Annotated in this window: 2 protein-coding genes and 1 pseudogene; all 3 read right to left on the bottom strand. The window is 69.1% G+C overall.

The window, feature by feature from the left end; translation table 11 throughout:
* Window positions 1-38: 38 nt before the first annotated feature.
* On the bottom strand, window positions 39-1,511 hold the full coding sequence (locus G6016_RS14130) for a glutamate synthase subunit beta (protein WP_182633261.1): 1,473 nt from the start codon (window positions 1,509-1,511) through the stop codon (window positions 39-41).
* Entirely contained in the window at window positions 1,504-6,105 is a 4,602-nt protein-coding gene (gene gltB / locus G6016_RS14125) for a glutamate synthase large subunit (protein ID WP_194306209.1), read from the bottom strand. The genes G6016_RS14130 and gltB overlap by 8 nt, the downstream gene beginning before the upstream one ends.
* A 329-nt stretch (window positions 6,106-6,434) precedes the next feature.
* A pseudogene (locus tag G6016_RS14115) lies at window positions 6,435-6,649 on the bottom strand (hypothetical protein); the annotation flags it as partial.

Here is a 6,649-nt window from a genome sequence, read left to right as displayed (position 1 = left end):
CGCCCTGCCGATCAGGCGCGGGGCTGCTGCGCCCGACGTCAGCGCTGGGCGACGTCCGTCGGCCGGACCGGGGCCGGCAGCGCCGTCTCGCCCATCAGGTAGCGGTCCACCGCCGCGGCCGCCGAGCGGCCCTCCGCGATGGCCCACACGATGAGCGACTGTCCGCGGCCCATGTCGCCGGCCACGAAGACGCCGTCGACGTTAGTCGCCCAGCCCGAGTCGCGGTCCACATTGCCGCGGTCGGTGAAGTCCACGCCCAGGTCCGAGCACAGGCCGGCGCGCTGCGCGCCGGTGAAGCCCATCGCCAGCAGCACCAGATCGGCGGGGTACTCGAAATCGGAGCCGGGCACCGGCTCGAACCGGCCGTCGACCATCTTGACCTCGGAGCCCTTGAGCGCGGTCACGCGGCCGCCCTCCCCGACGAACTCGGCGGTCGACACGCTGTACACGCGCTCACCGTTCTCCTCGTGCGCGGAGGCGGTGCGGAACATCAGCGGGTACACCGGCCACGGCGTGGAGGCCGCGCGGGTCGCCGGCGGCTTGGGCATGATCTCGAAGCTCTTCACCGATTTCGCGCCCTGGCGGGTGGCGGTGCCGAGGCAGTCCGCGCCGGTGTCGCCGCCACCGATGATGATCACGTGCTTGTCCCGCGCGTGGATCGCCGGCAGTCCGTCGGCGTCCACCACCGGGTCGCCCACGGCGGCCTTGTTGGCCAGCGGCAGGTACTCCATGGCCTGGTGGATGCCGTCGAGCTCCCGCCCGGGCACGGGCAGGTCACGCCGCATGGTGGCGCCGCCACACAGCACGATCGCGTCGAACTGCGCCTTGAGCTGCGAGGCGGTGATGTCCTTGCCCACGTTGACGCCGGCCCGGAACACGGTGCCCTCGGCCTCCATCTGCGCCAGCCGGCGGTCGATGACCGATTTTTCCATCTTGAACTCGGGGATGCCGTACCGCATGAGCCCGCCGATCCGGTCGTCCCGCTCGAAGACGGTGACGGCGTGCCCGGCGCGGGTGAGCTGCTGGGCCGCGGCCAGCCCGGCCGGCCCGGAGCCCACCACGGCGACGGTCTGACCGGTGCGGAAGGACGGGATCACCGGCTCCATCCCGCCACCTGACCAGGCGTCCTCGGCGATCTCCACCTCGATCTGCTTGATGGTGACCGGCTCCTGGTTGATCCCCAGGACGCACGACCCCTCGCACGGCGCCGGGCACAGCCGGCCGGTGAACTCGGGGAAGTTGTTGGTCGCGTGCAGCCGGTCCACGGCCGCGTCGTGCCGCCCGCGGTGCACCAGGTCGTTCCACTCCGGAATGATGTTGCCCAGCGGGCAGCCCTGGTGGCAGAACGGGACGCCGCAGCTCATGCACCGGGAGGCCTGGGTCTTCAGGTCCGCCTCGGGCAGGGTCGTGGACTCGTAGACCTCCTTCCAGTCCATGATCCGCAGGTCGACGGGGCGACGCTTCGGCAGCTGTCGTTCGGTGTGCTTGAGAAAGCCCTTCGGGTCAGCCATTTGCGGCCTCCATGATCGCCTCGTCCACGTTGCGTCCGTCCTTCTCCGCCTGATCGATGGCCAGCAGCACGCGCTTGTAGTCGCGCGGCATGACCTTGGCGAAGTGATTCACGTTCTGGGCCCAGTTGCCCAGGATGTCCCGGCCGCGGGCCGAGTCGGTCTCGGCGACGTGCCGGCCGATGATGTCGTGTAGGAATTCCACGTCCTCGCTCGAGAGTTCCTCGACGTCCGCGAGGTCACCGTTGAGGTTGTCCGGGAGCGCTGAAAGCGGGTCGTAAAAGTAGGCCACCCCGCCCGACATGCCGGCGGCGACGTTGCGGCCGGTGGAGCCGAGCACCACGACCTTGCCGCCGGTCATGTACTCGCACGCGTGGTCGCCGACGCCCTCGACCACCGCGGTGACGCCCGAGTTGCGGACGCAGAACCGCTCGCCCACGATGCCGCGCAGGAACACCTCGCCGGCGGTGGCGCCGTAGCAGATCACGTTGCCGGCGATGATGTTGTCCTCCGCCACGAAGTCCGGCGCCGCGTCGGCGGCGGGCCGGACCACGATCCGCCCGCCGGACAGGCCCTTGCCCACGTAGTCGTTGGCGTCACCGTTCACCCGCAGCGTGATGCCGGAGGCGAGGAACGCGCCGAGCGAGTTGCCCGCCGATCCGGTGAAGGACAGGTCGATGGAACCGTCCGGCAGTCCCGCCGCGCCGTGCGCCTTGGAGACCTCGTGGCTGAGCATCGTGCCCACCGAGCGATCGACGTTGGCGATCGGGTAGGCGCCGGTGACGGGCCCCGAGGAAGGATTGACGACGACGACACGGGTGTCGGCGATCAGCGTCCGGTCGAGCACCTTCTCCAGCTTGTGATCCTGCTCCTTCGTGCAGCGCAGATCCTGGTGCATGAAGGGGGAATCGGCCTGGGCGAATATCGGTGCGAGGTCCAGGCCCGCGATCCGCCGGTTGTGGGCGAAGGCCTTGGACTTGTCGAGGCACTCGGAGTGGCCGATCGCCTCGTCCAGCGTGCGGAAGCCGAGCTCGGCGAGGTACTCGCGCACCTCCTGCGCGATGAACTCCATGAAGTTCACCACGTACTCGGCCTTGCCGTTGAACCGCTCACGCAGGAGCGGATTCTGCGTGGCCACGCCGACGGGGCAGGTGTCGAGGTGGCAGACGCGCATCATGACGCAGCCGGCCACCACGAGCGGGGCGGTGGCAAAGCCGAACTCCTCGCCGCCGAGCAGGGCGGCGATGATCACGTCGCGGCCGGTCTTGAGCTGCCCGTCGACCTGTACGACGATCCGGTCCCGCAGACCGTTGACCAGCAGGGTCTGCTGGGTCTCGGCCAGGCCGAGCTCCCACGGTCCGCCGGCGTGCTTGAGGGAGGTCAGCGGGGAGGCACCGGTGCCGCCGTCGTGCCCGGAGATGAGCACCACGTCGGCGTGCGTCTTGGACACACCCGTGGCGACGGTGCCGACGCCCTGCTCGGCGACCAGCTTCACGTGGACCCGCGCCTGCGGGTTCGCGTTCTTCAGGTCGTAGATGAGCTGGGCGAGGTCCTCGATCGAGTAGATGTCGTGGTGCGGCGGCGGCGAGATGAGGCCGACGCCCGGCGTCGAGCCGCGGACCTCCGCGACCCACGGGTACACCTTGTTCGGCGGGAGCTGGCCGCCCTCGCCGGGCTTGGCGCCCTGGGCCATCTTGATCTGGATGTCGGTGCAGTTGGCCAGGTAGTGGCTGGTGACACCGAACCGGCCGGAGGCGACCTGCTTGATCGCCGAGCGCCGCCAGTCGCCGTTGGCATCCGGGGTGAAGCGGTCGGTCGACTCGCCGCCCTCGCCCGAGTTGGAGCGGGCGTGCAGGCGGTTCATCGCGATCGCGAGCGTCTCGTGCGCCTCGGCGGAGATGGAGCCGTAGCTCATCGCGCCGGTGGAGAAGCGCTTGACGATCTCCGCGACGGGCTCGACCTCCTCGATCGGCACGGGCTGCCGGTCGCTGCGGAGCTCGAACAGGCCACGCAGGGTGGCCAGTCGCTCGGACTGGTCGTCGACCAGGCGCGTGTACTCCTTGAAGATCTCGTATCGGCCCGAGCGGGTGGAGTGCTGGAGCTTGAACACCGTGTCCGGGTTGAACAGGTGGTACTCGCCCTCGCGACGCCACTGGTACTCGCCGCCGATCTCGAGTTCGCGGTGCGCCGCCTCCTCGGGCCGGGGCAGGAACGCGAAGCGGTGGCGGCGGGCCACGTCCTCGGCGATCTCGTCCAGGCCGATGCCGTCGATGGGGCTGATCGAGCCGGTGAAGTACTCGTCGCACAGCTCCTGGGACAGGCCGGTGACGTCGAACAGCTGCGCGCCGGTGTAGGAGGCCAGGGTGGAGATGCCCATCTTGGACATCACCTTGAGCACACCCTTCGCGGCCGCCTTGCGGTAGTTGGCGTAGGCGTGCTCGGTCTCGATGTCGGTGAGGTCGCCGGTCTTGACCAGCTCATCGATCGACTCGAACGCCATGTACGGGTTGATCGCCTCGGCGCCGTAGCCGAACAGCACCGCCATGTGGTGGACCTCGCGGGCGTCACCGGACTCGACCACCAGGCCCACCCGGGTCCGGGTCTTCTCCCGCACCAGGTGGTGGTGGACGGCCGAGGTCAGCAGCAGCGACGGGATCGGCGCGTTCCGCTCGTCCGACTCGCGGTCCGACAGCACGATGATCGTCGCGCCGTCCTCGATCGCGCGGGAGACCTCACGGCGGATCCGGTCCAGCGCGATGCGCAGGCCGCGGCCGCCGTGGGCGACGTTGTACAGGCCCTGCACCACGACGGACTGCAGCCCCGGCCGGGTCTCGCCCGCCGCCATGAGGGTGGTCAGGTCGGTGTTGGACAGGATCGGGTTGTCCAGCCGGACCTGCCGGCAGGAGTCCGGGCCCGGGTTGATGAGGTCGCCCTCGGGGCCGAGCACCACGCCGTAGCTGGTGACCAGTTCCTCGCGGATGGCATCGAGCGGCGGGTTGGTGACCTGGGCGAAGCGCTGGGCGAAGTAGTCGAACAGCAGTCGCGATCGCTGGGACAGCACCGGCAGCGGGGTGTCGGTACCCATGGAGCCGATCGCCTCGGCGCCCTTGGCCGCCATGGGCGTGAGCAGGATCCGGAGCTCCTCCTCGGTGAAGCCGAAGACCCGCTGCCGCAGGACCACGCGCTCGTGGCTCATGAACTCGTACTTGACCTCGGGCAGCTGCTCGAGGCGGGTGATGCCCTCGGTCAGCCAGTCGCGGTAGGGGTGCTCGGCGGCGAGGGTGGTCTTGATCTCCTCGTCGTCGATGATCCGGCCCTGCTCGGTGTCCACGAGGAACATCCGGCCCGGGCGCAGGCGGGTCTTGGTGATGACCTTGTCCTGCGGGATGTCGAGCACGCCCACCTCGGAGGCCATGACCACCAGGCCGTCATCGGTGACCCAGATGCGGGAGGGGCGCAGCCCGTTGCGGTCGAGCACGGCGCCGATCACGCTGCCGTCGGTGAAGGTGATCGAGGCCGGTCCGTCCCAGGCCTCCATGAGGGAGGCGTGGTACTCGTAGAACGCCCGGCGGGACGGGTCCATCTGGCCGTGCCGCTCCCAGGCCTCGGGGACCATCATGAGCACGGCGTGCGGCAGTGACCGTCCGGCCAGGGTGAGCAGCTCAAGCGCCTCGTCGAAGCGGGCGGTGTCGGAGCCTCCGGGGGTGCAGATCGGCAGTGCGTCCGGCAGGTCCTCGATGAGCTCGCTCGACATGAGCGACTCACGGGCCCGCATCCAGTTCTCGTTGCCGCGCGCGGTGTTGATCTCACCGTTGTGGGCGACGTAGCGGAACGGGTGGGCCAGTGGCCACGCCGGGAACGTGTTGGTGGAGAACCGGGAGTGCACGATGCCGAGTGCCGACTCGACCCGCTCGTCCTGCAGGTCGAGGTAGAAGTCCGGGAGCTGCTTCTCGGTGAGCATGCCCTTGTAGACGATCGTCCGCGGGCTCAGCGACGGGAAGTACACCGTCTCGGAACCGATGTCACCGCGGCCGGGGCCCTTGCTGCCGAGCTCGTGCTCGCACCGCTTACGCACCACGAAGCACTTGCGTTCGAGATCGATGCCGGTCAGGAGGCGCCCGTCGGCGCCGGCGGCCTTGACGAAGATCTGATGGATCGTCGGCTGCGCGTCGCGGGCGATCGCGCCGACCGAGGAGTCGTCGACCGGGACCTCGCGCCATCCGATCACGGAAACGCCCTGCTCGGCGCCGATCCGCTCGACCATCCGCTTGGCATCCATGGCCAGCATCCGGGACTGCGGGAGAAAACAAAGGCCGGTTGCATACGCACCGGCCTCGGGTAGTTCTGTGTTCTGCTCCTCACGCATCACCTCGCGGAGGAACCGATCGGGGATCTGGATCAACAAGCCCGTGCCATCACCGGTGTTGACCTCGGCGCCGACTGCGCCGCGGTGCTCGAGGTTCACCAGCGCGGCGATCGCCTTCTCGACGATGTCCCGGGACTGACGTCCGTACATGTCCACCACGAACGCGACGCCACATGCGTCGTGCTCGTACTCCGGGCGGTACAGGCCTTGTGGGCCGGGATTCGTCGTCATATCTTCGCCTTCGCTTGTCGACGGGCTGACTCCGTGATTGCTGGAGCGCCCGCACTCAGAGAGCCGAGGCTCTCTGGCCGGAAAATAATATGGGGATGAGGGGCTACCCACACAAGTCGGAGAAGTCACACTGTTTCCCCTGACATGGGAATTGATTTCCGCCGCGTGAGATATATCTCAGGATGCCGCTACGCGGGGACCGCGTAGTGCCTCTGACCTCGGTCAACACGGTGTAAAGGCCGTGTTACGGCCGTGTTTCGTGGGCGATGACCGGGACGGGAAATGGTGTGTCAGGCGAACCGGTGAGGTGGTTCCATCGCGGTCCCCGTTCAGCCGACGGTCGGAAGTGCCGGCAGCCGTGACCCGTCGGTCGCGTCGGGAGCGGCACCGGTGCCACCCGGCTCGCCGGACCCACCGAGCGCTTCCGGGCCACCGGCCCGGTCGATCAGGTCGACGACGCCGCCGAGACTGCCGGCACCGTCAATGCCCGAGTACGGCGAGCCCGTCCCCGGTGCCCCGCCCGACCCGGCCTCCGGCGGCAACG

Source organism: Dietzia aerolata (assembly GCF_014144865.1).
Lineage (GTDB): Bacteria > Actinomycetota > Actinomycetes > Mycobacteriales > Mycobacteriaceae > Dietzia > Dietzia aerolata.
The sequence above is the reverse complement of the archived record's forward strand: the minus strand, read 5'-3'. Positions and strand labels throughout refer to the sequence as shown.